The following is a 25,209-nucleotide window of genomic DNA, read 5'->3' on the forward strand; positions in this document are numbered from 1 at the left end:
CAACGTTCTCGTTCAGGAAGTGCCAAGGGTCTTGTTGACGAAGGCGAGCAGCGCGTCGTCGTCCGCGAGCGCGGGGGCGGCCTCCGTGGCCTCCGGCTCCCAGGTTCTGGCCAGGCGGGCCAGCCGCGTGGCGGCCGCGTCGCGTTCCGCGCCCGTCGCCTCCACCCCGGCCAGCAGCGACTCCAGCGCCTCGATCCCGGCCAGGACCGCCTCGATGGTCACCGCCTCCGGCTCCGGAGTCAGCCGCAGGTGGAGGTCCTCGGCGAGCGCGGCGGGCGTGGGGTGGTCGAACACGACCGAGGGCGGCAGCCGCAGCCCGGTCGCCGTGCCGAGCCGGTTGCGGAGCTGCACGGCGGACAGCGAGTCGAACCCCTGGTCCTTGAAGGACCGCTCCGGCTCGACCTCCTCGGGTGCGCGGCGGCCCAGGACCGCCGCGACGCTCGCGCGGACGAGGTGCAGAAGGGCCCGGCGCCGCGCACCGTCCGTCATGCTCGCGAGGCCGTCGTGCGGCGCGGCGTCCGCGGGTGCCGCGGCCGGGACGAGCTCACGCAGCAGCGGCTGCACGCGCGCCGCCGCCATGGCCGCCCAGTCGGCGTCGGCGATGACGAGGTACGGCTCGCCGCGTTCCAACGCCCTGCCCAGAGCCGCGACGGCCCGATCGGGCGCCATCGGGCGCAGGCCCTGCGCGGCCAGCGCGCGTTCCGCGGCCGCGTTCATCAGCCCGTCTCCTGCCCAGGTGCCCCAGGCCACGGCCGTGGCGGGCAGCCCCAGGGCCCGCCGGTGCACGGCGAGCGCGTCCAGATAGGCGTTGCCGGGAGCGTAGTTGGCCTGCCCGGCGACGCCGCACAGCCCGGCCAGCGAGGAGAAGAGCACGAACGCGGTCAGGTCATGATCTTTCGTCAGCTCGTGCAGGTGCCGGGCGCCGTCGGCCTTGGCGCGCAGCGCCCGGTCGAGGCGTTCGGGGGTGAGCGTGCCGATGAGGCCGTCGTCGAGCGCGGCCGCCGCGTGGACGACGGCGGTCAGCGGGTACTCCTCCGGCACCGAGCCGATCACCTCGGCCAGGGCGTCCCGGTCGCCGGCGTCGGCGGCGGCGAACGTCACCTTCGCGCCCGCCGCGGAAAGCCTGGCCCGCAGCGCCCCGGCGCCCGGCGCGGCCTCGCCGCTCCTGCTCACCAGCAGCAGATGCCTGGCGCCACGCTCGGCCAGCCACACCGCCACGTGCCCGCCCAGCGCTCCGGTGCCGCCGGTGACCAGTACGGTGCCCTCGCCCGCCCACCGATGGCCGCGCGCGGGCGGTTCGGCCCTGATCAGCCGCCGGGCGTGCGATCCGTCCTCACGTGCCGCGATCTCCCGCTCGCCGCCGCCGAGAGCGGCGGCCACCTGCCGCCAGTGCCGCTCGTCCGGACCGGCCGGCACGTCGACGAGCCCGCCCCATCCTGCGGGGTTCTCCACGGCTGCCACGGCTCCGAAGCCCCAGGTCAGCGCCTGTTCCGGGTCGGGAGCACGGTCCCCCGCGCCGACGGACACCGCCTCCCTGGTCACACACCACAGGGGTACGGCCAGGCCCGCGTCGTCCAGGGCCCGGGTGAGGGCGACGTTGGCGTGGTAGCCGGTCCGGCCCGGGCCTTCCGCCAGGAGGGACAGCACGCCGGTGACACCGCTGGCCGCCGCCAGGTGCTCGCCGGTGGCCTGCCGTACCGTGATCCGCACCACGTCGGCGCCGCGCTCGCGCAGGGCGCGCTCGGCGGGATCGGCCCAGGCGCCCTCCTCGGGCAGGGCGAGCAGCCAGGTGCCGGTCAGCGGGGCCGGGGCGTCGCCGTGGACGGGGCGCCAGGCGATCCGGTGGGTCCAGGTGTCGGCCTCCTGGGCGCGGGGGCCGTTCAGCCAGTGGCGTTCGCGCTGGAAGGCGTAGGTGGGCAGGCCGGTCAGGCGGCCTTCGGCCGCGGCGCTCCAGGTGACGTCCTGGCCGTTGACGTACAGGTGCGCGAGGGCGGCCAGGAACGCCTCCGGCTCCGGGCGGTCCCGCTCGGCGGAGGCGGCCACCGTGCGCGGCGGGTCGTCGCCGAGGCAGTCGAGGGTCATGGCGCTCAGCACCGCGCTCGGGCCGAGCTCCAGGTAGTCGCCGACGCCCAGGGCGCGCAGCGTCGTGATGCCGTCCAGGAACCTGACCGGCCTGCGGATGTGCGCGCTCCAGTAGGACGGATCCGTCAGCTCGGCCGCCGTCGCCAGGCGGCCGGTCACGTTGGAGACGACGGGGATGCGGGGTTCGGAGAACGTCAGCCCGGCGGCGACCCGGTGGAAGTCGTCCAGCACCGCGTCCATGTGCGGGGAGTGGAAGGCGTGGCTCACGGCGAGCCGCCTGGCGCGTCCGCCGGAGGCGCGCCACCGGTCGGCGAGGACGGCCAGGACCGGTTCCGCGCCGGACAGCACCACCGAGCGCGGGCCGTTCACGGCGGCGATGTCCACGTCGGCCGGGTGGGCGGCGATGAGCTCCCTGGCCTCGGTCTCGGCGGCGTCCAGGGCCAGCATCGCGCCGTGCGCGGTCACCGCCTGCATGAGCCGTCCGCGCGCGGCGACCAGCGTGCAGGCGTCGGCCAGGGACAGCACTCCGGCCAGGTGGGCGGCGGTCAGCTCGCCGATCGAGTGGCCGATCAGGTGGCTGGGACGCAGCCCGAACGACTCGGCCAGGCGGAAGAGCGCGACCTCGTGGGCGAAGATCGCGGGCTGGGTGTAGGCGGTGCCGTCCAGCAGGGCGGCCGGGCCCGTGGTCATGACCTCGCGGATGGGGCGGCCGAGGTGCGGGTCCAGGTGCTCGGCCACGGCGGCGAGGGTGTCGGCGAAGACCGGGAAGCGCCCGGCCAGTTCACGGCCCATGCCGAGGCGCTGGCTGCCCTGACCGGTGAACATGACGGCCAGCCGCCCCGGCCGCCCCGCCCTGCCGCTGATCACGACGGGGGCCCCGGCGGTGTCCGGCCCGCCGGCCACGGCAGGCCGCTCGGTCATGGCCTGCCCGGCCAGCGTGTCCAGACCGGCCAGGAGGGCGGATCGCTCGCCGCCCAGGACGACGGCGCGGTGTACCAGGGAGGCGCGGGCCGTGGCCAGGGTGTGGGCGACGTCGCCGACCGGCACCTCGGGCTCGGCGGCCCGGGGGCGCAGGCGGGCGGCCTGCTCCCGCAGGGCCCGCGCGTCGGCGCCGGACACCACCCAGGCGATCGTCCCGGCCGCCGGCTCGGAGCCCGGGGACGCCTGCGGCTCCGGCTCGGCGTCGCGTGGCGCCTGCTCCAGGATGACGTGGGCGTTGGTGCCGCTGATGCCGAACGAGGAGACGGCGGCCCGGCGCGGGCGGCCGGTGCGCGGCCACGTGGCCGGCTCCGTGAGCAGGCGTACGGCTCCCGCCGTCCAGTCCACGTGGGGTGAGGGCCGGTCCAGGTGGAGGGTGGCCGGCAGCCGTCCCTCGCGCAGGGCGTGGATCATGGCGATGACACCGGTGATCCCGGCGGCGGCCTGGGTGTGGCCCAGGTGTGACTTCGTCGAGCCGACGAGCACCGGCTGGTCGCGATCGCGGCCATAGGTCGCCAGCAGGGCCCCGGCCTCGATCGGGTCGCCCAGCGTGGTGCCGGTTCCGTGGGCCTCCACCGCGTCCACGTCGGCGTGCGACAGGCCGGCGTTGTCCAGGGCCCGCCTGATGACGCGTTCCTGGGAGGGGCCGTTCGGCGCGGTCAGCCCGTTGGAGGCGCCGTCCTGGTTGACGGCGCTGCCGCGGATGACGGCCAGCACGGGACGTCCCTCACGCCTGGCGGCCGACAACGGCATGAGAAGCACCAGGCCCACCGCCTCCGACCAGGCGGTGCCGTCCGCTCCGGCGGAGAAGGGCTTGCATCTGCCGTCGGGCGCCAGCCCGCCCTGGCGGCTGAACTCGGTGAACATCCCGGGCGTCGCCATCACCGTGGCCCCGCCCGCCACGGCCTGGTCGCATTCCCCCTGACGCAGCGACTGGACGGCCAGGTGTAGCGCGACCAGCGAAGAGGAGCAGGCCGTGTCCACGGTGATGGCCGGTCCCTCGAGGCCCAGCGTGTAGGCCAGGCGGCCGGACGCGACGCTGGCCAGGCTGCCGGTCAGGACGTGGCCCTCGTACTCGGCGGGCGCCTCGTGCAGGCGCGGGCCGTACTCCTGCGGCATCACGCCGACGAAGGTGCCGGTACGGCTGCCGCGCAGGCCCGCCGGGTTGATCCCGGCGCGTTCGTACAGTTCCCAGACCGATTCCAGCAGCAGCCGCTGCTGCGGATCCATGGCGGCGGCCTCCCGCGGGCCGAGGCCGAAGAAGCCGGCGTCGAAGCGATCGGCGTCGTAGAGGAATCCGCCCTCGTCCGTGACGGAGCCGCCCGGCCCGGTCTTGGCCCGCAGGCGTTCGAGGTCCCAGCCGCGGTTGCCGGGGAAGGCGCCGATGGCGTCCCGGCCGGACAGCAGAAGGGACCACAGCTCGTCCGGCGACTCGGCGCCGCCGGGCCAGCGTCCGCTCATGGCCACGACGGCGACGGGCTCACCCGTGCCCGCGGCCGCGGGCACGGGCTCCGCCCGGTCCGCCGAGGCGCCGGTGAGGAACGCCGCCACGGCCTCGGGCGTGGGGTGGTCGTAGACCAGGGAGGCCGGCAGCGTCCGTCCCGCCGCGGTGCTCAGGCGGTCGCGGAACTCCACCGCCCCGGCCGAGTCCAGGCCCAGGTCGCCGAAGGTGCGGCTCTCGTCCACGGCCTCGCCGCCCGGGTAGCCGAGGACGATCGCGAGAGCGGCCTTGACCAGGTCCAGCGGGTCGTGCCCGGCCGTCTCCCCGCGCGGCTGCGGCTGGGACGGCCGCGCCGTACCGGATGCAGGGGCGGCCGTGCGGGCTGCGGGGGCGGGAGGCTCGATCTCGTCCAGCCAGAATCGCCTGCGCTGGAACGCGTACGGCGGCAGGTCCACGACCTTGGCGCCCGGCCCGATGAGGGCGGGCCAGTGTACGGCGGTGCCGTGCACGTGCACGGCGGCCAGCGAGGCGAGGAAGCGCCGGATCCCGCCCTGGTCCCGGCGGAGCGTTCCGGCGGCCAGCGTCCCGGGGGCGCCGGCCCGGATGCCCTCGACGAGGAGGGGGTGCGGGCTGCTCTCGACGAACACGCGGTGCCCGTCGGCTGCGGCGGCGGCGACGGCACGCTCGAACTCGACGGTCTGGCGCAGGTTGCGGTACCAGTACTCGGCGGTGAGCCCGGTGGTGCCGAGGAGGGCGCCGGTGACGGTGGAGTAGAAGGCGGTGGAGGCCGCCCGGGGCCGCAGGCCGGACAGGGTGTGCAGGATGCGCTGCCGGAGGGGTTCGACCTGGGGCGAGTGGGAGGCGTAGTCCACCGGGATCTCGCGTACCCGGACCCCTTCTGCGCGGTAGGCGTCCAGCAGCGCGGCGAGCGCCCCGGGGTCACCGGAGACGACGGTGGCGGCGGGGCCGTTGACGGCGGCCACGGACAGGGCGTGGGGGTCCAGCCGGGCGCGCACCTCCCGGGCCGGGGCGGCGATGGCGGCCATGGCGCCGCCGCTGATCGTGGCGACGGCGCGGCTGCGCAGGGCCACGATGGTGGCGGCGTCCTCCAGCGTGAGCGCGCCGGCCACGTGCGCGGCGGCGATCTCGCCCTGGGAGTGGCCGATGACGGCGTCGGGGCGCACGCCGGCCGACTCCCACAGCCGGGCCAGCGAGACCATGACGGCGAAGAGCGCCGGCTGGACCACGTCCACGCGGCCGAGGGGCGGCGAGCCGCTGCGGCCGGTGAGGAGATCGAGCAGCGACCAGTCCAGGTGCGGTGCCAGGGCTTCGGCACAGGCTTCCAGGTGCTCGGCGAACACCGGCGACTCGCGCAGCAGCCCGGCGGCCATGCCGGGCCATTGGCCGCCCTGCCCGGGGAAGACGAAGACGATGCCGTCGCCGCCCTTCACAGAGGCGGCGCCGGCGCCCTGGACGGTGGAGGCGTTGCCGGCCTGCAGGGTGGCGGGGCGGTCGGCCTGGAGGGTGGCGGGGCGGTCGGCCGTATCCGGGGTGGAGGGGCGGGATGGAATGTGGCGGGCCGGGCCCGCGCTGCCCTGGACGAGGCCGGCGGCCTGCTCGCCCCGGGCGAGGGCGTGCAGGGCGGCGCGGGCTTCCTGGCCGTCGCCGACGATCACCGCCCGGTGCTGGAACGACGTCCTGGTCGTGGCCAGGGAGAGCGCGACGTCCGCCGGGGCCGGGTCGCCGCCCTCCAGGGCTTCCGACAGGCGGGCCGCCTGCGCGCGCAGCGCCGCGGGAGCCTGGGCCGACAGGACCCAGGCGTGGACGTCCCCGTTCTCCTCAGCGAGGCCGCCGGACCGTTCCCGCGCCGGGGGCGGTTCGGCCAGGACGACGTGGCAGTTGGCCCCGCCCATGCCGAACGAGCTGACTCCGGCGACCAGCGGGCTGCCGGGCCGGGGCCAGGGGCCGAGTGCGGCCTGGACCCGCAGCTTGAGCCGGTCGAAGGGGATGTCCGGATTGGGGGTGTCGTAGTTGAGGCTGGGCGGCAGTTCCCGGTGCGCGATGCTCAGGACGGCCTTGAGCAGCCCGGCGATCCCCGCGGCGCCTTCGAGGTGGCCGAGGTTCGTCTTGGCGGAGCCGACGGCCAGCGGCTCCCCCGGCTCGCGCCCGGTGCCGAGGGCCCGTCCCAGGGCTTCGGCCTCGATCGGGTCGCCGACCTTGGTGCCGGTGCCGTGCAGTTCGACGTACTGCACCGCGTCGGGCGTCACCCCGGCCCGGCGCGTGGCCAGGGTGATGACCTCGGCCTGCGCCGCCGCGCTGGGCACGGTGAGCCCGTCGGTGCGCCCGTCGTGGTTGACCGCGCTGCCGAGGATGACCGCGAGGATCCTGTCGCCGTCGGCGGCCGCGCGCTCCAGTGGTTTGAGTACGGCCAGCCCGCCGCCCTCCCCGCGCACGTAGCCGTTGGCGCGGGCGTCGAAGGTGAAGCAGCGCCCGTCGGGTGACAGCCCGCCGAAGCGCTCGGCCTGGACGGTGCCGCCGGCGGCGAGGTTGAGGTTGACGCCTCCGGCCAGGGCCAGTTCCGACTCGCCGCGGCGCAGGCTCTCGGCCGCCAGGTGCACGGCCACCAGGGACGAGGACTGGGCGGTGTCCACGGTGAGGCTGGGCCCGCGCAGGCCCAGGACGTAGGAGACGCGGTTGGCGATGAGGCCGCGGTTGAGGCCGGGCATCGTGTGCCGGCTCAGGGCGCCGGCCTGCGCGGTGAGGGTGGCGTAGTCGGCGGCGATCGCCCCGACGAAGACGCCGGTGGCCGTGCCGGCCAGGTCGCCGGGCCGTACTCTGGCGTGCTCGAGCGCCTCCCAGGCCAGCTCGAGGACCAGGCGCTGCTGGGGGTCCATGGCGGCGGCCTCGCGCGGGGAGATGCCGAAGAACTCGGGGTCGAAGCCGTCGACGCCGGCCAGGAAGCCGCCGTACCGCTCGGCGCCCGCCCAGCGGCCCGGCGGCGGGGCGGTGATGGCCGAGCGGCCCGCGCGCAGCAGCTCCCACAGGGCGCCGGGGTCATTCGCGGAGGGCAGCCGGCAGGATATCCCGATAATGGCGATCGAATCTGCCGGGGAGAAATCATTCGGCGAATTACCGCGATCCATCTTCGCTCCCTATCGTGGACCGGCGAGAAAGCTGGATCAAGCATCGCCAGTCCACAATAGGGGGGACACCCCTAATGACCCCTGAAGGCGATTACCAGGGAAGGTGTGCGGGCAGGTCGAGGCGCCGGGAAATACCGAGCTTGCGATAGACGTGGGTCAGGTGCTGCTCGACGGTGCTCACGGAGAGGTAGAGCTTCTCCGAGATCCTGCGGTTGGTGTATCCCTGGGCGGCCAGGGCGGCGACCCGGCGTTCGGCGTCGGTCAGGAGGCTGCAGGCGTCGCTGTCCGCCTCTTCACCGGGCCGTTCGATGGTCTGCGCCCGGCGTTCGAACAGCCGGGCGCGGTGGTGCTGGCCGAGCTCGGAGCTCAGCGCCGCCAGCGCCTTCAGCGCGCGGGCGAGTTCCTGCTGCTCGTGCGCGGCCTGCAGGACGTCCACCGCCTCCTCCAGCAGGCCCTGGCGGGCGTACACCGACGTGGCCGAGGCCAGGAGCGTGAGCGCGACGCCTCTGGCCCGGCTGGGCCCGGGCGGCAGGAGGGCGAGGTGCTCGCCGGCGAGGGCGCGGGCCCGCTCGTCGCGGCCCAGTTCGAGGCAAGCGCGGGCGGCGCCCAGTCGCCAGGCGACGATGCCGGGCAGGTCCATGCCCCAGCGCGCCATGGTCTCCCCGCAGGCGGTGAAGTCGGCCAGCGCGGCCTCCGGCGAACCGGTGGCCAGCGCGTACTCGCCGCGCGCGGCGCGGTAGTGCAGGCCGGCGGGCGTCTGGAAGGTCGCCTCCGGCACCGGCACGGCCAGGTAGCGGGCGGCTTCCTCGGGTTTGCCCAGGGCGAGCTTGGCGGCCACCATGCCGGCCAGCGGGAGCGCGAGCGCCACTCCCCATTCGCGCATCGGCAGGTGGCTGAGCGCGGCTCTGGCGCAGGTCTCGGCCTCTTCCGGGGCGCCGCGCCGGAGGTGGATCTCGGCCTGGATGGCGGCGAACATGCCCAGCCAGGCGGGGTCGCAGTGGGCGGTGGTCTGTTCCAGCAGCGGCACGCACCAGCGTGCGGCCAGGTCGGCGCGGCCGGCGTAGACGAGCGTGGTGAGCGCGGAGCTGAGCGAGGCCAGCGCGCCCTCGCCCATGGGGCAGCGGCGCAGCACCTGCTCGGCGCGCTCGGTGGCGGCGTGCTCGTCGTGCTCGCCCAGGAACGCGGTGAGCACGCGCAGCCCCTCCCGGCCGGTGACCACCTCGACCGGCCCGGCCGGGCGGGCGCCGAGGTCGGGATACCAGAAGGCGAGCCAGGCGCTCGAGGGCCGCCGGGAGCCTTCGGCCATCGCGGACACGGCCGCGTCGACGCGCCCGCGCCACAGCAGTATCGTCACGGAGCGTGAATTGACCGCGGCCCGCCGGCGGTCGAACCATTCATCGATCACATGGGTGACGCGGGCCGAAGTCTTTTCGTCCAGGCACACCTCGTCGAAAATGCGGCGAAGCAGTTTCGCCGGGGCGCCGGAATCGCGGATGGAATGGCGCGGCAAATGCCGGGCGGCGATGCCGCGTGAATCCATGACAGCCATAAGTGCAACACCCTCGCCAGAACGTGCGGCGGCGGTCGTCGCGCTGGACCCGGCCGCCGCCAAGATCGACACTCGTACTCGGGCTCGGCCGTCACCGCCACTCGCGGGCATCCGGCGAGCAGTAATTACCCCTATTTCCTACTAATTAACCATGTAATTGGTAGATCGTCAAGGCACACCCTGCTGCCCACCTGCCCCGCCTCAGCTCCGGAAGGTGATCCGCCCCCCGCTCATCGTCAGGACGACCGGGGCGTCGGCGACCTCGTCGGCCGGGGCGATCACGGGGTCGAGGGCCAGCGCGGTCAGATCGGCGCGGTAGCCGGGGGCGATGCGGCCGGCCACCGCCTCCTCCCCCGCCGCCAGCGCCGCGTGCGTGGTGAGTCCCTCGAGCGCGGCCAGCCCGTCCAGCCCCGTGCCGGTGGCCGCCCCGAGCGGGCAGCGGGCGGTACGCAGGATCCGGCGGGCGTCGTAGTGCGCGATCGGCCAGTCCGAGCCCAGCGCCACCGTCGCCCCGGAGGCCCGCAGGTCGCGAAAGCGCCAGGCGTGCCCCGCCCGCTCGTCACCCAGCCGCATGGACCACTGGTCGGTGTGGTCGGCCCGGGTGTACGCGGTGTGCGGCGGCTGCAGGGATGCGACCACGCCCAGCTGGGCGAAGCGGGCGAGCTGCTCGTCGCCGAGCGTCTCGATGTGCTCGATCCGGTGCCGGGGCCCGCCCGGTCCCAGGCTCTCCACGGTGTTCAGGACGTGGCGGACGGCGGCGTCGCCGATGGCGTGCGTGGCCGTGGGCACTCCGGCGCGATGCAGCGTCCGCACGGCGGCGCTGTAGGCGGCCGGGTCCGGCCAGAACGCCTCGCTCCCCTGCCCGTGGCAGTCGGGGTAGTCCAGCCAGGCGCTGCCGCCCTCGACGGTGCCGTCCATGAACAGCTTCACCCCGCCCACCCGCCAGCTCCGGCCGTGCTCGTTCTGGAGCGCGGTCAGCAAGGCGAGGTGGTCGGCGTCGGCGCCGGGCATGCACCAGGGGTGCAGGCTCAGCCGTACCGGCAGGTCGGCGTCGGCCTCGATCGCGGTCAGCAGGGCGAGGTCGGCGGGGCCGAGGTCCATGACGTGCGCGCCGGTCAGACCGGTCGCGGCCATCTGGCCGAGCAGGGCCAGCAGCCGCTCCCGGCGTACGGCCTGCGGCGTGCGCGGCAGGAAGGGCGCGAGCAGGTCCATGGCGGCGTGCTCGACCAGGTGCCCGGTGGGCCGGCCGCCGGCGTCGCAGACCACGCTCGCGCGCTCGGCGAAGACCCGGGGCCCGTCGATGCCGGCCGCGGCCAGCGCGGCCCGGCTGGCCAGGACCGAATGCGCGTCGTAGAGCCGGATGTGGGCCGGATCGCCGGACAGGACATCCTCGATCAGGTCGTAGTGGAGCGGCTTGCCGGCGAAGACGTTGTGGTCCAGGCCGTGGGCCAGCACCCAGCCGTCCACGCGGACGGCGTCGCGCAGGGCGGCGCGCAGGCCGTCGAGGTCCGTCACGTGCGACAGGTCGGTGCCGGTGGCCAGGTCCAGGCTCCACAGGGGGTGGCTGTGGCCGTCGGTGAGGCCGGGGACCAGGCACGCCCCGCCCAGGTCGAAAAGGGGGCCCTGCCACTCGCGCACGTCCGTGATGTCGCCTACCGCGGCGATGTGACCGTCCTTGACGGCGACGGCGGTGGCGTACGGCCGGGCGGGGTCGAGGGTGCGGACGTTCGCCCCGATCAGGACGAGGTCGGCTGCGGGCATGGGTCACTTCCTTCGTCTGGTTCCGCGGCGAAGCGCCGGTAGACCTCCGGCCTGCCGCGGCGCAGGCGGAAGGCGGCGAGGAGCCCGGCGGCGAAGACGGCCGGGATGAGGATCAGGATGACGGCGTTGACGACGGCCACACCGCCGGTGAACAACGAGATCTTCGTGGCGATGAGACCCAGGGCGCCGGTGAGCAGGACCGCGGCCAGCAGCGGGGCGACGCGGGTGCGCCAGAGGCCCTCGTTCGAGGGGGTGCGGCGGAAGTAGAAGTAGACCGCGACGGCGGCCACGGCCATGAGCGTGACCAGGCTCATCATGCCGAGGGTGTTCACCCAGAGCAGCAGGTGAGTGTACGGGTCGGCGCCGGCCAGGCCGAAGGCGGCCACGACCACCAGCCCGAGCGCCGTCTGGGCGATGCCGGCGGCGTAGGGCGACTGGTGACGCGGATGAACGCGGCCCAGCGCGGCGGGGAGCACGCCTTCCTGGGCCAGCGCGAGCGTGTAGCGGTTGATCGCGTTGTGGAAGGCCAGCAGGGAGGCGAAGATGCTGGTCACGATCAGGATGTGCATGAGGTCGGCGGCCCATGCGCCCACGTAGGTGGTGATCGCGGAGAAGAAGAGCCCGGCCGGATCGGCCGCCGCCGCGTCGAGCACCTTCGCCGGGCCGTACGCCTGGATGACGATCCAGACGATGAAGGCGTAGAAGAGGCCGAGGAAGGCGAGCGCGATGTAGGTGGCGCGGGGGACGGTGCGCTCGGGGTCGCGGGCCTCGCGGCGGTAGATCACGGTCGATTCGAAGCCGGTGAAGGCGCCGAAGGCGAAGGCGAGGACGACGATCGTGCCGGGGACGGCGACGTTGCCCGGCGCGAAGGAGGTCACGCCGAGGTCGGCCTTGAGCAGGACGCCGCCGGCCAGCAGGAGCAGGATGGCGGTCTCGGCCAGGAGGAGGACGGCGAGGATCTTGGCGCCGAAGTCGATGGAGCGGTAACCGGCCAGGAAGGTCAGCGCCAGCCCGGCCAGGGCGATGACCAGCCAGGGCACGTCCCAGCCGAGCAGGGCTTTGAGCGTGCCCGCGGTGGCGCTGCCGAGCAGGCCGTACACGCCGATCTCCATGCCGTTGTAGCCGAGCATGGCCACCATGGCGCCGGCCACGCCGGCCGGCCGGCCCAGGCCGCGGGTGATGAAGGCGTAGAAGGCGCCGCCGCTGCGCACGTGGCGGCTCATGGTGGTGAATCCGACGGCGAAGACGGCCAGGGTGATGCCGGCGATCAGGTAGCCGGCGGGCGCGCCGATGCCGCCCAGGAGGAGCACGACCGGGGCGACTCCGGCCATGACGGTGAGGGGGGCTGCGGCCGAGACGACGAAGAAGGTGATGTCCGCGGTGCCGAGGACACCCGATCGCAGGCCGGGAGTAGAAGTGGACATGTGGGTGACACCCCTTAAATCTAAAGGGTTTAGATTGTGGCAATGTAGCTCCTCCGGACAGCTCTGGGAAGATGGGACATCATGGGCCGCCCACGCACGCCGCTGCTCGATCTCGACCGCATCGGCCAGGCCGCACTGGCGGTGGTCGACGAAACAGGGGAAGTGAGCCTGCCGCAGGTCGCGCGCAGGCTCGGGGTGCGCACCGCCTCGCTCTACCACCACGTCGAGGGCCGTGAAGGCGTCATCGAACTGATCCGCGCGCACATCGCCCGCGACATCGACTGCGCCACGCTCGCCGACCGGCCCTGGGAGGTGGGCCTGGCCGGATGGGCCCGCTCCTACCGCACCGCCTTCGCCGCCCACCCGCGGGCGATCCCGCTCCTGCTGACCACCACCGTGCGCACCCCGCGCTCGCTGGCCGACTACGAGGCCGCGGTGGGCCTCCTGCTGGAGGCGGGGTTCGCGGTGGAGGAGGCCCTGATCGTGCTCGCGGCCGTGGAGAACGTGGTCCTCGGCTCCGCCCTCGACCTGGCCGCGCCCGACCCGATCTGGCAGGTCACCGCCGAGACCCCGGCACTGGCCCGCGCGGTCGCCGCCGCCCCGCCGGACCGCTCGGACGCGGCCTTCGATCTCGCGCTGGAAGCCGTTCTCAGCCATGTCAAGCGGATGAGAGATCGGCCGCCTTCTGCCGCTCGCTGACCAGCGCCTGCCGTACCTTCCCGACGTCGAGCACACCCTCCCAGCGCGCCACCACGAGCGAGGCGACGCTGTTGCCGGCCAGGTTGGTCAGGGCGCGGCACTCGGACATGAACTTGTCGATGCCGAAGATGAGCATGATGCCGGCCGCGGGCACGGTGCCCATCGTGCTCAGTGTGGCGGCCAGCGCGATGAACCCCGCCCCGGTGACGCCGCCGGAGCCCTTGGAGGTCAGGAGCATCACCGCGAGCATGCCGATCTGGCCGCCGATCGACAGCGGGGTGTCGGTGGCCTGCGCGATGTAGACGGCGGCCAGGGACAGGTAGATGGAGCTGCCGTCGAGGTTGAAGGAGTAGCCGGTGGGCACGGTCAGCCCGACCACGTCGCGCGGGACGCCGATCCGCACCAGCTTGTCCATCAGGCGGGGCAGCACGCTCTCGGAGGAGGAGGTGCCCAGCACGATCAGGAACTCCTCGCGCAGGTAGGCCAGCAGCCGGAGCAGGTTGACGCCGACCACCGCGCAGATCGCGCCCAGGATCACCACGACGAAGAACAGCGAGGTGCCGTAGAACACGGCGATCAGCTCGCCGAGACTGGTCAGCGTGGAGATGCCGTACTTGCCGATGGTGAAGGCCATGGCGCCGAAGGCGCCGATCGGGGCGGCCAGCATGACGTAGTGCAGGATCTTGAACACCACGGTGTTGAGCCGGTTGACCACGTTGACGATCGGCTCGCCGACCGGGCCGACCGCCTTGAGCGCCAGCCCGGCGAGCACCGCGATGAAGATCACCTGCAGCACGTTGCCGTCGGCGAAGGCCCCGACCGCGCTGGTGGGCACCAGCCCGGTGAGGAACTCCCACCACTGACCCTCTTTGCCCTTCTCCGCGTAGGTCGCGGCGTCCCCGCTGAGCTGGAGGCTGCCGGGGTCGGCGTGCACGCCCTCGCCCGGGGCGAAGATGTTGATCGCGACCAGGCCCACGATCAGGGCCAGCAGCGTGCCCGCCTGGAAGTAGACCATCGCCTTGATCCCGATCCGGCCCAGCCGGCGCATGTTGTCCACGCCGCAGATGCCGGAGACGATGGTCAGGAAGACGATGGGCGTGATGAGCATCTTGATCGCGTTGACGAAGGTCGTGCCGACCGGCTGCATCGCGACCCCGGCGGCCGGCCACAGCCAGCCCAGCAGGATGCCCGCGACGATGGCGAGCAGGACCCAGACGTACAACTGCCGCATGGCGGACTCCTCGTCAGAGCAGGCTGAGCAGCCGGGAGGTGAACTCCTCCGTCGTCGCGCTGCCGCCCAGGTCGGGGGTGCGCGCGGAGGTCTTGGACAGGGCGTCGGTGACGCGCCGCGCGGCCTCGTCGAGGCCGAGGTGTTCGAGCATGAGTACGGCGGAGCCGATGGCGCCCGTCGGGTTGGCCACACCCTGCCCGGCGATGTCCGGCGCGGACCCGTGCACCGGCTCGAACATCGACGGGAAGGCGCGCTCGGGGTTGAGGTTGGCCGAGGGCGCCAGCCCGATGCTGCCCGCGACGGCGGCGGCCAGGTCGCTGAGGATGTCGCCGAACAGGTTGGAGGCGACGACCACGTCGAAGCGCCCGGGGTCGAGCACGAACTTGGCCGCCAGGGCGTCGACGTGCTCCTGGTCCCAGCGCACGGCCGGATGCGCGGCGGCCTGCTCGGCGACGATCTCGTCCCAGAAGGGCATCGTGTGCACGATCCCGTTGGACTTGGTGGCCGAGGTGAGCAGGCCGCGGCGCCGGCCGGCGAGGGCGAAGGCGTAGGCGGCGACCCGGCCGACGCCCTTGCGGGTGAAGACCGACTCCTGCACGGCCAGTTCGTCCGGGGTGCCGCGGCCGAGCCTGCCGCCGATCTCGCTGTACTCGCCTTCGACGTTCTCGCGGACCACGACCATGTCGATGCCGCGGGCGCGGATGGGCCGCAGGTTCACGTACTGCTGGAATCCCCGGCGGATCGGGATGAGCAGTCCCCAGAGCGAGACGTGGTCGGGAACCTCGGGCGCCCCGACGGCGCCCAGCAGGATGGCGTCGTGGTCGCGCAGCCGCTCCAGCCCGTCGGGCGGCATCATCGCGCCCTCCCTGGCCAGCCGCTCACAGGACCAGTCGAACTCCTGATAGCTGAAGTCGCCGACGGCGTCGAGCACCCGCCGGGCAGCGGGCAGGACCTCGGCGCCGATGCCGTCACCGGGGATGAGCGCGATGTGGTGCTTCGTCATGTGCGGATTCCAGCAACGGCTCACGGGCGCCGTCCAAGACGTGCTACCGATCTGCCTTATAGGCGCTGCCTATCTTCGCTGGCCAGCGCAAGAAACGCGGCGGCGGCCGGGGTGAGTTCCGCCCGCCTGCTGACCAGGGCGATGCTGAGCGAGGTGGCCGGGGACAGCTCGAGCACGAGCGCGCCGACCCGCTCGGCCAGGTCCTTCCAGGACTCGGTCAGCACGGCCAGCCCGACCCCCTTGAGCACCAGCGGCAGGATCCCGACCCGGTGCTCGGTCTCGGCGGCGATGATCAGGCCGATGCCGCTCGCGCGCAGCTCGTCGACGTACTGGCGCATGCCCGTGCCGCGCTGCCCGGCGATCACCCGATGGCCGGCCAGCCGTTCGCAGGGCACCGGCCGGCCGGCGGGAAAGGGCCCGTCTGGCGGGGTGACCAGCACGAACCGCTGCTCGCCCACCGGCTGCACCCGCACCTCCTTCTCGGGCAGCGGGCGCATGGAGGCCACCAGCCCCAGCTCCGAGGCGCCCGAGCGCACCTGCTCGACGACCTCGCGCGGGGTGAAGGCCGCCTTGACGCTGACCGTCACCCCCGGATGGCGTACGGCGAAGCGTTCCATCATGGTGCTGAGCGGTTCGACCGCCTGGGACGGCATGGCGGAGATGTCCAGGCGCCCGCTTCTGAGCTCGCGGACCGCGCCGACGCTCGACCTGGCCAGCTCCATGTCCCGCACCACCGCCCGGGCGGGCTCGATGAGCGCCTGCCCGGCCTCGGTGAGCACGGCCCGGCGGCCGATGCGGTGGAACAGGCGTCCGCCGAGATCGCGTTCGAGGCCCTGGATGGCCTGGGACAGCGAGGGCTGGGCGAGGTAGAGGGCGGCGGCGGCGCGGTTGAAGCCGCCGTGGTCGACGATGGCCAGGAAGTACTCCAGCTGGCGGATTTCCACCCTCTGACCTTAGGAGATCCCCGGCGTTCACCACCGCTTTGCGCGTCCTCCTTTTTCGCGATTTAAGATCATTGATCATGCTGTTAAACAGGAGGAATTCGTTGAAATTTCGAGCATTAGCCATCGCCGCCGTGGCTTTCTCCGGCGTGTTCGCCTCGACCGTTCCGGCACACGCCGACCCCAAGGCCGACACCCCGCACGAAGTCTTCCACCCCGATGGAACGATCCACCGGATCACGACTCCCCCGCCGAATCCGCCCAAGGTCCGCGCGCTGGCCCCGGCCCCTTCCCGGCTCCGGCAGGTCGAGGTCAACGGCCCCAGCGAGAACCGCATCGACCTGGTCATCCTGGGCGATGGATTCACCGCCGCCGAACAAGGCGATTTCGCCACCGAAGTTGACAAGGCGGTCACCGCCATCACCGGCCGCGAGCCGTACACGAGCTATCGCAAGCTCTTCAACATCTGGCGCATCGAGATCGACTCCCCGGAATCGGGCGTCAGCGGCGACCCGACCCCGGACGTCAAGAAGAACACCCCGCTCGGTTCGGCCTTCTACTGCGGCGGCGGCGGGGTCGAGCGGGCGCTGTGCGTGGACACCACCGCCGTCTGGCAGTACGCCCAGGCGCTGCTGCCGCAGGCCGACCAGCTGCTGGTGCTGGCCAACAGCCACAAGTACGGCGGCGTCGGCTACGAGAAGATCGGCACGTTCTCCCGCAACCCGCAGGCGACCGAGGTCGTGCTGCACGAGCTCGGGCACTCCCAGGGCCGCCTGGCCGACGAGTACGACTACGACGGCCCCGAGACCTGGCCCGGCGGCGAACCCGTCGAGGCCAACGTCACCGCCGACCAGACGGCCGCCAAGTGGAGCCTCTGGAAGGGCGAGCAGACCCCCGACGGCGGCCTGATCGGCGCGGTCGAGGGCGGCAAGTACAGCAGGAAGAACATCTGGCGGCCCAGCGACAACTCGCTGATGCGCAGCCTCGGCCAGCAGTTCAGCCTGGTCAACCGGGAGAAGCTGGTCCAGTCGTTCTACGACCAGACCAAGCCGGTCGACTCGGCCTCCACCCCGTCCGGCCAGACGCACAACCCGGCCGGGGCGCTGGAGCTGAAGACCCTGGACGTGCCGCTGACCGTCGCCTGGACGGTCGACGACCAGCCGGTGGCCGCCTGGGCGGGCAAGAAGACGCTGACCCCGGCGGACCTGGGCGGCGTGGGCAGGGACACCTACGCGCTCAAGGCCACGGTGACCGACCCGACGGCGTTCGTCCGCAACCCGATCTACAAGCCGTACCTCACCCAGACCCTGTCGTGGACCGTCGCCAGGAACAACGGCAACGGCGCCACCGCCACGTTCGCCAAGACCGGCGACTGGGGCACGGGGTTCGAGGGCGCGGTGACGGTCAAGGCCGGGCTCACGACGCTGCCGTCCTGGAAGGTCGAGTTCGACGTGCCGGCCGGGGTCACCATCAACTCCGCCTGGGACGCCGACATGGTGCGCAACGGCGACCACTACACCTTCACCAGCAAGAGCTGGGCGGGGCCGCTGAACCCGGGCGCCACCGCCAAGTTCGGGCTGACCGGCGCGCCGGGCAACTTCGCCGGGCCGCTCAACTGCAAGCTCAACGGCAACCCGTGCTCGTGATCTCTTTTTTTGAGCTCAACTCTTAGGAAAGTTTCCTAAGAAGGGTGGGCGTCGCCCGCGCCAGGGCGGCGCCCATCCGCGTCCGCGTCTCCCTTGACACGACAGGACGGCGACGTAGCGTAGATGTGCTCCAAAGGGCCGCCCCTTCGCACGGACGAAGCGGCCGGCCCCGTCGTTCCGCCCCGCTCCACCGCGCGATTCGTACCAGGGCGCGAAAGCCGGCAGGAACCTCTCTGTTGTGCGGCGCGCCCAGATGCAAGGCACTGACCGCGACGCAAGGAGACGATCATGAAGCACGAGTACCTCGAGCCGGAGATCGAGGAAATCGGGACCGTGGAGGAGCTCACCCACATCAAGGGCATCCTGATCCACGACAACCCCACTCACCACGACCTTCTGGTGTGAATGACGCCCTACCACCTCCCGGGAGCACTCCCGTCCCGGGAGGGACTCACGTCGTCACGGACTATCTCGGCTGCCGCGGACGCCTGGATTTCGGCGCGACCGGCCTCGCCGTACAGGCGGAACAGCGGACGCGGGCGGGTCTTTCCGCGATCGGCGGCCGGGAGCGGCTGCTGTTGTCGGGGCCGGTGACGGGCCCGATCACCGCGGAGGGGCTGACGCGGATCGCACGGGCCGCGATGGAGGGCCGGCCCGGCGAGCTGGCGAACGTGCCGGGAGAGGTGTGCGGCAGCCTGATCACCGAGCGCGGTGCGGTGCTGTTCCGCAGCGCGTCGAGTCAGGAGGCCCTGCTCTACCGCCGCGACGGCGACGTGGTGCGGTGGTCCACCGACCCGACCGACCTGCTCGACGACGGGGACGAGCCCGACCGCGAGGCGCTCTGGCGCGCGTGCCGGGGAGACATCGTCTCCGTCTATCGCGACCTCACGCCCCTGCGGCCCGGTCACCTTGTCGTGTTCGAGAAGAACGCCACCACGACCGTGCACTACGAGCCCGTCACGCCGTTGGAGGTGCCCAGGCGCACGTCCTTGGCGGGGTACGCGGACGTGGCCCATGAGCTGATCGTGGAGGCGACGCGGCCGTACGCCGGGGAAAAGGTCGGGATCCTGCTCAGCGGCGGGCTGGACTCGGGTGCCGTGCTCAGCGGGCTGGTGGAGAACGGCGCCGACGTGACCGCCTACCACATGGCCAGCGACGACCCGCTGGCGGACGAGTCCGGCTACGCCCGGGCGATGTGCGAGCACCTCGGCGTGCCCTTCGTGCCGGTCGCCATGGACCACGGCGACGGCTACCTGTCCCATCGATGGCACTTCCCCCTCCCCTACAACGCCACGGGCTTCCAGTGGCTGGAACGGATCGCCGACCGCGTCCACGCGGACGGGGTCTCCCTCCTGACCTGGGGGCGAGAGGGCGACATGGTGTTCGGCCCGGAGCGATACGGGCTGCACGAGGTGCTCTTCGGCGACCTGCCCCTGCGGGAGAAGGCCGCGATGTGCCGGGGGCTGGTGTGCTCACGCTGGGAGCTGTCGCGCATCCTGCGCAGCATTCGCCCGTCGGTCTCCGTCCTGGACGACTACCTGCCGGTCGCGGAGAACGCGAAGGCCACGGACTTCCTCACGCCGATGCCCGACGCACCCGACAACCGCTTCGACGCCGAGTACCTGCCCGCCGACCACTGCGCGGCCCTGACCATCTGGCGGCCACGCGGCATCCTGCTGTGCAACCCGCTGGGCGCCAAGAACCTGCTGCGCCTGTCCGCACGCCTGCCGCACGCCTACCGGGTCATCCCGTACCAAGGGCGGATGATCACCAAGCCGGTCCTGCGGCTCATGCTCTCGACCCGGCTCCCCGAGCGTGTCTGGCGCCGGTACGGCCGGCTGTGGCTGGACTCGCCGCACAAGAACTACGTGCTCACCCACCGCAAGGAGCTCGCCGGCCTGCTCGGCCCGGATTCCCACGTGGCGCGGCTGGGCCTGATCGACCAGCGGGGCCTGGCCCAGGTGATCGCCGATCCGGCTCAGCTGCGGCGGCACTCCGAAGCGCTCATCAGCACCGCCATGACCGAATTGTTCCTTCGCAGCCGGGCCAGAGCCAAGGAGGGCCGGAGTGTCCCTGTTACAGCTGGCTGAGCACGCGGTCTTCGACGACACCGACGACGCGGGCGTCATCCTGGACACCAGCACCGGCGTGTACCTGAGCCTCAACGTCACCGCGACGCTCATGCTCCAGGCCGCGCTGCGGTCCGACACCCTGGAGGAGGCGATCGGCCACCTCGAGACGCGGATCGACGCTTCCGGGGACACCCTCGCCCAGGGGATGGCGCGGCTGACCACGCAACTCGCCGAGCGCTCGCTCCTCGCCCTCGAAGCGGGGGTCTCCCGCCCCGCGCGCGGAACGGGAGACCCCCGGTGAGCCGCGCCCTCGACTGGGAGTTCTTCCTCGCCGACCCCGCCACCGCGCCGCACCCGCCGCGGTTGCCGCCACGGCTGCGCGCCTACGCCGTCGCGCGAACGGCGCGGGCGCTGCTCGTCTACCGCAGACACGGCTGGACGACCGCGCAGCGGGACCTCCAGCAGGTGCGCCCCGGCCCGGGCGCCGCGGCGATCGGCGCCCTGCCCGCCGACGCCGCCATCCGCCTCGCCCGCCGCAGCGTGTTCCCCGCGCAATTGATCCTTCGCGTCATCCATCCCGACGGTCTCTGCCTGCCGCGGTCCTTCACCCTGGCCACCTACCTGTCCGCACTGGGGCTGCCCGCTGAGATGACCATCGCCCGCGCGTTGTCGACGGCCGTCCCGAAGAACAGCTTCCACTCCTGGACCGAGTTGTACGGCACAGTGCTCAACGACAACCCCGACGTCCAGGTCGGCTACCGCGTCCTGCAGCGGATCTCCGCACAGCCCCCCGCGAACCGGGTCTGAGGCGCGCCCTCGGATAATGGCACCATGAAGTACGTCCTCGCCGGCGGCACCGGCGCCCTGGGCCGCAGCCTGTCGGCCGACCTGGCGGCTCGGGGCCACGACGTGGTCATCCTGACCAGGAGGCCGGACGGCGGCGGGCCGTACCGGCGGATCGGCTGGGACGGCGACCTGACCGCGGAGCTGGCCGGGTCGGTGCTGATCAACCTGGCCGGCGAGCTGGTCGACCGCCCGCCCACCCCGGCCAACGTCGGCCTGCTGACCCGCTCGCGCGTCGAGCCGACCCGCGCGCTGGCCAAGGCCGCGGCGGCCGGGCCGCCCGCGGTCTGGCTGCAGCTCAGCACCCTCGCCATCTACGGCGAAGGCGGCGAGCGCGTCCTGGACGAGGACTCCCCACCGGCCGACGGGCCCCCGCAGATGGCCGGCGTGGCCAGGGCCTGGGAGGCCGCCGCCGAGGACGCGCCCTGCGGCCGGCAGGTCGTCCTGCGCACCGCCGTCGTCTTCGACCGCGCCACCCCGGCGCTCGGCCGCCTCACCGGGCTGGTCCGCTCGGGCCTCGGCGGGCGCGTCGGCAGCGGGCGGCAGTGGGTGAGCTGGCTGCACGTGGCCGACTTCCTGGCCGTGGTACGGCGGGCCGCCGAGGACCGGGAGCTGTCCGGAGTGCTCCACGTGACCAGCCCCGAACCGGTGCGCAACGCCGAGATGATGGCCGCCTTCCGCCGCGTGCTCCGGCGTCCTGCGGCGCCGCCGACCCCCGAGTTCCTGGTCCGCCTGGGATCACGCGTGCTGCGGACCGACCCGGCGCTGGCCCTGACCGGGCGGCGCTGCGTGCCCGGGCGGCTGCTCGGCATGGGCTTCGCGTTCCGGCACCCGCGGCTGGAGGACGCGCTGCGCGACCTGCTCGCCTCCTGACGGGCGCGGAGGAGGCCGGCCGTCGCGTGCGCGTCGGACGCGGGCCGGAAGGCGGTGGGCATCAGCCGCTTCCCATGCCGATGGAGGTCATGGCGTAACCCAGAGCGCGTTCCTCAGCGCCCCGCCGACTATTCCTATAAAGTAAATAGGAAATACATGAATCTCCCAAGTGAAGGTGGAAGGCCATGCGCAGCCAGGTGCCAGGTCCTACCGTCGGGACCATGTCGTTCGATATCCAGGAGTTGCTGCCCGATCCCCGCCGGTCCGTGGTGGCGATCACCCCGCCGATCGCCGGGGACGGGCACTGGGCGGGCGCGCCCAGTGCGGTCGCCGGTGACGGGCTGATCTATCTCGCCTACCGGCTGCGGCGGCCCGTCGGCGAGGGACGCGGCTATGCGATCGTGGTCGCCCGATCCGCCGACGGCGAGCGCTTCGAGCCGCTGGTGACGATCGCCCGCGAGCAGATGGCCGCCGAGTCGCTGGAGCGGCCGGCGCTGGTCCGCACGCCGGAGGGGCGGTGGCGGCTGTACCTGAGCTGCGCGACGCCCAACACCAAGCACTGGCGGGTGGACGTGCTGGAGGCGGACGGCCCGGCGGCCTTCGACCCGGCCGCACGCCGGACGGTCCTGCCCGGCGACCCGAAGACCGGCGTGAAGGACCCGGTGATCGTCCGGCGGGGCGGGCAGTGGCACCTGTGGGCCTCCTGCCACCCGCTGGCCGACCCCGACGAGGCCGACCAGATGGTCACCGACTACGCCACCAGCGACGACGGCCTCGACTGGACCTGGCACGGCACCGCGCTGAGCGGCCGCCCCGGCTGCTGGGACGCACGCGGCGTCCGCATCAGCGCCGTGCGCTTCGACGGGCGGCAGGTGTACGCCTTCTACGACGGCCGGGCCAGCGCGGCGGAGAACTACGAGGAGCGCACCGGGATCGCCCGGGGCGCCGACCCGGCAGCGCTGACCCCGCTGGGGAGCGAACCCGCGGCCGTCTCCGCGCACCGGGGCGGCGGCCTGCGGTACATGGAGATCCTGGACCTGCCGGGCGGCGGCACCCGGCTGTACTACGAGTACACCCGGCCCGACGGCGGCCACGAGCTCCGCACCGAGCTGCGCTGATCAGCCCGGCCGCCCGTTCCTGGCCTGCCGCTGGCCGGGCGGCCGGGGTCCCACCTGGCCGCCCGAGCGCAGCTTGGGTCCCAGCCAGTCGCTGAAGTCCTCGCCCGTGACCTCCTGAAGGAGCAGGATGTCGGCGGCGAAGTACTCGATCAGCTCGCGCCGCTGTTTCCAGGTGAGCGGGCGCCGCGCCAGGCCGTCGCGCTGGAGCAGGGTCTCGATGCGTTTCGCCAGCGCCGCGGGAAGGCGCCTGCGGAAGGCCGACAGCATGGAGTGACGCTGGCTCGCCTCCGGATGGGCGGTGACGTTCTCCCTGGGCACCTCGGCGATCAGGCCGCGCCTGACGCCGAGGAAGGCGCAGATCCGATCCAGCGTCTCGGCCGGATGGTCGACCAGGTCCCGGTAGCGGAAGGTCAGCACCTGCTCGCGCGGGAACAGCGTGAACAGGTGGGCCAGTTGCTCGCCGTAGCGGCCGAGCCGTACGTAGTGCCAGAAGTGCGCCCAGCCGGCCGCGATGCGGCGGTCCTCCTCGGCGCAGGCGCGCACCACGTCGTCGTGCGGCTCCAGCCCCGCCGACCACAGGTGGGCCCAGTTGGAGTGGGCGCGCTCGACCGGGTCGCGCAGGATGGCGATGAGCCGCGCGTGCGGGATGGCCGCGCGGATGCGCCGCTGCGCGTCCAGATCGTAGAGGTAGAAAGGTGTGGCCTCGCCGGACAAGGTGCCCGGCGGCGCCGCGGCGAAGAGCGCCTCGTAGTCCGGGCGCCGCCACACGTGCTCGCGGTAGGTCGCGGCGTCGCCGGGCCCGCCCAGTGTCGGGGGCGGCCCGTCGGTGAGGAAGTGCTTGGGCTCCTTGACCGGGGAAAGGTAGAGGTCCGGGTGGCGCCGGAGTGCGGCGTGCAGCGCGGTCGTCCCGGTCTTGGGGGCGCCGATCACGAGGAAGTCCGGCAGGGCCATGGGTGCTCCTCTCAGTTCCCCCATTTTCCTACCAAATGTGTCCGATAATGCAAGAGTCGTCCCGCTCTACGGCATGAGCGGGTTCGGGGCGGCCAGAACCGGGATCTCGGGGTGGTCGCGCAGCGCCGCGACGACCGCGTGCTCCAACAGCTCCAGGTGCAGGCGCGGATGGGCGGCCGCCGGCACGGCCAGGGGTGTGGATCGCGCTCTGGAACACCCCGAGCCGGACGGCGCCGATCGGCTCGTCGTTCAGCGCGTGCGGTTCGGCCATCTGGCGGCGCAGCCGGACAGCCACCGGGCACTCGCACCCGGCGATCGTCGCGACGGTGCGCGAGCAGATCGCCCTCCTCGACCACCTCCACAGCGGCATGCTCAGCCGCCCGGTCGTCGAGCTCGCCCGCCGCCTCGCCGGCACCCTGCCCGCCCCGCTGGAGAAGGCGATGCTCCTGACGACCGGGGCGGAGGCCAACGAGGCCGCGGTGCGGATGGCGAAGCTCGTCACCGGCCGCCATGAGATCGTGTCCTTCGCCCGCTCCTGGCATGGGATGACGCTGGCCGCCGCGAACGCCACCTACAGCGCCGGGCGCAAGGGCTACGGGCCCGCCGCGCCGGGCAACTTCGCGCTGCCGGTCCCGGACCGCTTCCACCCCGGCGTCCTCGGCGCCGACGGCTCACTCGACTGGCGCCGCCAGCTTGAGCTGGGCTTCGACCTGATCGACGCGCAATCGGTCGGCAGCCTCGCCGCCTGCCTGGTGGAACCCATCCTCAGCTCCGGCGGCGTCATCGAGCTCCCGCCCGGCTACCTCGCCGCCCTGGCGGCCAAGTGCCGGGAACGCGGCATGCTGCTCATCCTCGACGAGGCGCAGACGGGGCTGTGCCGTACCGGCGACTGGTACGCCTTCCAGCACGAAGGGGTCGTCCCCGACATTCTCACGCTGTCCAAGACGCTGGGCGCGGGGCTGCCGCTGGCCGCCGTGCTGACCGGCGCGGAGATCGAGCAGCGGGCGCACGAGCGCGGGTTCCTGTTCTTCACCACCCACGTCAACGATCCGCTGCCGGCCGCCGTCGGCAACACCGTCCTCGACGTCCTGGCCCGCGACCGCCTCGACGAGCGTGCGCGCGAGCTCGGCGGGCTCCTGCGCGGCCACCTCGACGAGATCGCCGCCCGGCACGACCTCGTCGGCGACGTCCGCGGCCGCGGGCTGCTGCTGGGCGTGGAGCTCGCGGGTGACCGGGTTCTGGGCGCCGGCGGGGCGGACCGGCTCGGCGCCGCCGTCACCCGGCGCTGCTTCGAGCTCGGGCTGCACATGAACATCGTCCAGCTGCCCGGCATGGGAGGCGTCTTCAGGATCGCGCCGCCGCTCACCGCGAGCGACGACGAGATCGCCCGCGGCGCCGCCATCCTCGACGAGGCGCTCACCGGGGCGGCCCGGGAGCTCTGAATGATTCCGTTA

General features: G+C 73.2%; 16 protein-coding genes. 8 read left to right on the plus strand and 8 right to left on the minus strand.

Annotated elements, in window-relative coordinates:
• Positions 1-12 precede the first annotated feature (12 nt).
• The 4 genes from FVE25_RS41475 to FVE25_RS41490 form a co-directional block, all read right to left on the minus strand.
• Positions 13-7,644 (minus strand): type I polyketide synthase, encoded by a 7,632-nt coding sequence (locus FVE25_RS41475; protein ID WP_157252975.1) that lies wholly within the window; start codon positions 7,642-7,644, stop codon positions 13-15.
• Positions 7,645-7,735: 91 nt separating this feature from the next.
• The gene (locus FVE25_RS41480) at positions 7,736-8,998 is read right to left on the minus strand and encodes a helix-turn-helix transcriptional regulator (protein ID WP_157252976.1); all 1,263 of its coding nucleotides are present in this window, start codon (positions 8,996-8,998) and stop codon (positions 7,736-7,738) included.
• A gap of 396 nt (positions 8,999-9,394) precedes the next feature.
• Positions 9,395-10,954, minus strand: a complete 1,560-nt coding sequence (locus FVE25_RS41485) for an amidohydrolase (protein ID WP_157252977.1) — start codon at positions 10,952-10,954, stop codon at positions 9,395-9,397.
• Complete coding sequence (locus FVE25_RS41490) at positions 10,930-12,378, minus strand: APC family permease (RefSeq protein ID WP_157252978.1); 1,449 nt, start codon at positions 12,376-12,378, stop codon at positions 10,930-10,932. Before FVE25_RS41490 ends, FVE25_RS41485 begins: the two co-directional genes overlap by 25 nt.
• Positions 12,379-12,459: 81 nt before the next feature.
• Here FVE25_RS41490 and FVE25_RS41495 point away from each other — a divergent pair, with 81 nt between their 5' ends.
• The gene (locus FVE25_RS41495; RefSeq protein ID WP_157252979.1) at positions 12,460-13,077 is read left to right on the plus strand and encodes a TetR/AcrR family transcriptional regulator C-terminal domain-containing protein; all 618 of its coding nucleotides are present in this window, start codon (positions 12,460-12,462) and stop codon (positions 13,075-13,077) included.
• On the opposite strand, the gene dctA is transcribed toward FVE25_RS41495, so the two are convergent.
• The 3 genes from dctA to FVE25_RS41510 are packed head-to-tail and all read right to left on the minus strand — an operon-like array spanning position 13,037 to position 16,255.
• Positions 13,037-14,308: a C4-dicarboxylate transporter DctA gene (dctA, locus tag FVE25_RS41500; protein WP_157252980.1), complete on the minus strand. Its 1,272-nt coding sequence runs from the start codon at positions 14,306-14,308 to the stop codon at positions 13,037-13,039. The two genes, FVE25_RS41495 and dctA, sit on opposite strands and share 41 nt — an antisense overlap.
• A 13-nt stretch (positions 14,309-14,321) precedes the next feature.
• Entirely contained in the window at positions 14,322-15,311 is a 990-nt protein-coding gene (locus tag FVE25_RS41505) for an isocitrate/isopropylmalate dehydrogenase family protein (RefSeq protein WP_157252981.1), read from the minus strand.
• Between the two features lie 56 nt (positions 15,312-15,367).
• The gene (locus FVE25_RS41510) at positions 15,368-16,255 is read right to left on the minus strand and encodes a LysR family transcriptional regulator (protein WP_157252982.1); all 888 of its coding nucleotides are present in this window, start codon (positions 16,253-16,255) and stop codon (positions 15,368-15,370) included.
• A gap of 101 nt (positions 16,256-16,356) precedes the next feature.
• On the opposite strand from FVE25_RS41510, the gene FVE25_RS55715 reads away from it, so the two are divergent.
• From FVE25_RS55715 to FVE25_RS41540, 6 genes are all read left to right on the plus strand, one after another.
• The gene (locus tag FVE25_RS55715) at positions 16,357-17,898 is read left to right on the plus strand and encodes a M64 family metallopeptidase (protein ID WP_181019884.1); all 1,542 of its coding nucleotides are present in this window, start codon (positions 16,357-16,359) and stop codon (positions 17,896-17,898) included.
• A gap of 401 nt (positions 17,899-18,299) precedes the next feature.
• The gene (locus FVE25_RS41520) at positions 18,300-19,988 is read left to right on the plus strand and encodes an asparagine synthase-related protein (RefSeq protein WP_157252984.1); all 1,689 of its coding nucleotides are present in this window, start codon (positions 18,300-18,302) and stop codon (positions 19,986-19,988) included.
• Complete coding sequence (locus FVE25_RS41525) at positions 19,966-20,271, plus strand: PqqD family protein (RefSeq protein WP_157252985.1); 306 nt, start codon at positions 19,966-19,968, stop codon at positions 20,269-20,271. Before FVE25_RS41520 ends, FVE25_RS41525 begins: the two co-directional genes overlap by 23 nt.
• Complete coding sequence (locus FVE25_RS41530; RefSeq protein ID WP_157252986.1) at positions 20,268-20,777, plus strand: lasso peptide biosynthesis protein; 510 nt, start codon at positions 20,268-20,270, stop codon at positions 20,775-20,777. The genes FVE25_RS41525 and FVE25_RS41530 overlap by 4 nt, the downstream gene beginning before the upstream one ends.
• A 24-nt stretch (positions 20,778-20,801) precedes the next feature.
• Positions 20,802-21,686, plus strand: a complete 885-nt coding sequence (locus FVE25_RS41535; RefSeq protein ID WP_157252987.1) for an epimerase — start codon at positions 20,802-20,804, stop codon at positions 21,684-21,686.
• A 221-nt stretch (positions 21,687-21,907) separates the two neighbouring features.
• The gene (locus tag FVE25_RS41540) at positions 21,908-22,804 is read left to right on the plus strand and encodes a glycoside hydrolase family protein (protein ID WP_157252988.1); all 897 of its coding nucleotides are present in this window, start codon (positions 21,908-21,910) and stop codon (positions 22,802-22,804) included.
• Here the strand turns inward: FVE25_RS41540 and FVE25_RS41545 are convergent, their stop codons facing one another.
• Complete coding sequence (locus FVE25_RS41545) at positions 22,805-23,755, minus strand: sulfotransferase family protein (RefSeq protein WP_157252989.1); 951 nt, start codon at positions 23,753-23,755, stop codon at positions 22,805-22,807. It lies immediately after the preceding gene.
• A 194-nt stretch (positions 23,756-23,949) separates the two neighbouring features.
• Here FVE25_RS41545 and FVE25_RS41555 point away from each other — a divergent pair, with 194 nt between their 5' ends.
• Positions 23,950-25,197: an aspartate aminotransferase family protein gene (locus tag FVE25_RS41555; protein WP_219825891.1), complete on the plus strand. Its 1,248-nt coding sequence runs from the start codon at positions 23,950-23,952 to the stop codon at positions 25,195-25,197.
• The last annotated feature ends 12 nt before the right edge of the window (positions 25,198-25,209 follow it).

The organism is Nonomuraea typhae (assembly GCF_009760925.1).
Taxonomy (GTDB): Bacteria; Actinomycetota; Actinomycetes; order Streptosporangiales; family Streptosporangiaceae; genus Nonomuraea; species Nonomuraea typhae.

Excerpts from the sequence above, each read along its gene's own strand:
- FVE25_RS41475 (WP_157252975.1), bottom strand. The coding sequence starts at position 7,644 with ATGGATCGCGGTAATTCGCCGAATGATTTCTCCCCGGCAGATTCGATC.
- FVE25_RS41485 (WP_157252977.1), bottom strand. The coding sequence starts at position 10,954 with ATGCCCGCAGCCGACCTCGTCCTGATCGGGGCGAACGTCCGCACCCTC.
- FVE25_RS41490 (WP_157252978.1), bottom strand. The coding sequence starts at position 12,378 with ATGTCCACTTCTACTCCCGGCCTGCGATCGGGTGTCCTCGGCACCGCG.
- FVE25_RS41495 (WP_157252979.1), top strand. The coding sequence starts at position 12,460 with ATGGGCCGCCCACGCACGCCGCTGCTCGATCTCGACCGCATCGGCCAG.
- dctA (WP_157252980.1), bottom strand. The coding sequence starts at position 14,308 with ATGCGGCAGTTGTACGTCTGGGTCCTGCTCGCCATCGTCGCGGGCATC.
- FVE25_RS41505 (WP_157252981.1), bottom strand. The coding sequence starts at position 15,311 with ATGACGAAGCACCACATCGCGCTCATCCCCGGTGACGGCATCGGCGCC.
- FVE25_RS41535 (WP_157252987.1), top strand. The coding sequence starts at position 20,802 with ATGAAGTACGTCCTCGCCGGCGGCACCGGCGCCCTGGGCCGCAGCCTG.
- FVE25_RS41540 (WP_157252988.1), top strand. The coding sequence starts at position 21,908 with ATGTCGTTCGATATCCAGGAGTTGCTGCCCGATCCCCGCCGGTCCGTG.
- FVE25_RS41545 (WP_157252989.1), bottom strand. The coding sequence starts at position 23,755 with ATGGCCCTGCCGGACTTCCTCGTGATCGGCGCCCCCAAGACCGGGACG.